At 61.7% G+C, this 1,430-nt stretch carries 2 protein-coding genes; both read left to right on the top strand.

What is annotated here, in order from left to right:
* Positions 1–564, top strand: a 564-nt coding sequence (locus AU072_RS24425) for an ABC transporter permease (protein ID WP_064416158.1), incomplete at its 5' end; no start/stop codon positions are given.
* A gap of 9 nt (positions 565–573) precedes the next feature.
* On the top strand, positions 574–1,430 hold an 857-nt coding region (locus AU072_RS24420; protein ID WP_064416157.1), incomplete at its 3' end, for an MlaE family ABC transporter permease.

Genomic DNA, 1,430 nt, shown 5'->3' with positions numbered 1-1,430 from the left:
TTGTTGCGCGAGTTGGGTGCTGCGGATTTGTCGGGGGCGGGGGCCGCGTTTGGTGCGGTGACCCAGGTGGGCCCGATCGTGACGGTGTTGATCGTGGCCGGTGCGGGCGCGACGGCGATGTGTGCCGATCTGGGGTCGCGCACGATCCGCGAGGAGATCGATGCGATGGAGGTGTTGGGCATCAACCCGGTGCAGCGGTTGGTGACCCCGCGCATGTTGGCCTCGGGTCTGGTGGCGTTGTTGCTCAACAGTTTGGTGGTGATCATCGGGATTTTGGGGGGTTACACGTTTTCGGTGTTCATCCAGGATGTGAATCCGGGTGCGTTCGCTGCGGGGATCACGTTGTTGACCGGGGTGCCTGAGGTGATCATTTCGTGTGTGAAGGCGGCGTTGTTCGGGTTGATCGCGGGGTTGGTGGCGTGTTTTCGCGGGTTGACGATCACCGGTGGTGGAGCCAAGGCGGTCGGTAACGCGGTCAACGAGACGGTGGTGTATGCGTTCATGGCGTTGTTCGTGATCAACGTGGTCGTCACCGCCATCGGTATCCGAATGACCACGGGCTAACGGCATATCATGGGCACCGCAACGATTTTGCGCACGACGTATCCGCGCTTGAGCCGTGAGGCCCAGCGGCCGGTCGACTTTCTCGGCCGCATCGGCGATCACATGTTGTTTTATCTGCGGGCGCTGGCAGGGGTCCCGCATGCGGCAGTGCATTTCCGCAAGGAGATCGTGCGGTTGATCGCTGAGATCTCCATGGGCGCGGGCACGTTGGCGATGATCGGTGGCACGGTCGCGATCGTGGGCTTTTTGACGTTGGCTGCCGGTGGCACGCTGGCGGTGCAGGGGTATTCGTCGTTGGGCGATATCGGTATCGAGGCGCTGACGGGGTTTTTGGCGGCGTTCATCAACGTACGTATCGCCGCACCGGTGGTGGCCGGGATCGGGCTGGCGGCCACGTTCGGGGCCGGGGTGACCGCGCAGTTGGGCGCGATGCGCATCAACGAGGAGATCGACGCACTCGAGTCGATGGCGATCCGGCCGATCGAGTATCTGGTGTCGACCCGGCTGATCGCGGGGATGGTGGCGATCACCCCGCTGTACTCGATTGCGGTGATTTTGAGCTTTGTGGCCAGCCAGTTCACCACGGTGGTGTTGTTCGGTCAGTCCGGCGGGCTGTACGACCACTATTTCGACACGTTTTTGAATCCGATCGATTTGTTGTGGTCGTTTCTTCAGGCGGTGCTGATGGCGATCACGATCTTGTTGATTCACACCTACTTCGGCTACTTTGCCTCCGGCGGTCCTTCGGGTGTGGGGGTCGCGGTCGGTAACGCGGTGCGCACCTCGCTGGTGGTCGTCGTGTCGGTCACCTTGCTGGTGTCACTGTCCATCTACGGTTCCAACGGCAACTTCAACCTGTCGGGATA

Origin of the sequence: Mycolicibacterium novocastrense (genome assembly GCF_001499835.1) — a bacterium.
In the GTDB taxonomy this organism is placed as follows: domain Bacteria; phylum Actinomycetota; class Actinomycetes; order Mycobacteriales; family Mycobacteriaceae; genus Mycobacterium; species Mycobacterium novocastrense.
This window is presented reverse-complemented; position numbering and strand designations above follow the sequence as displayed.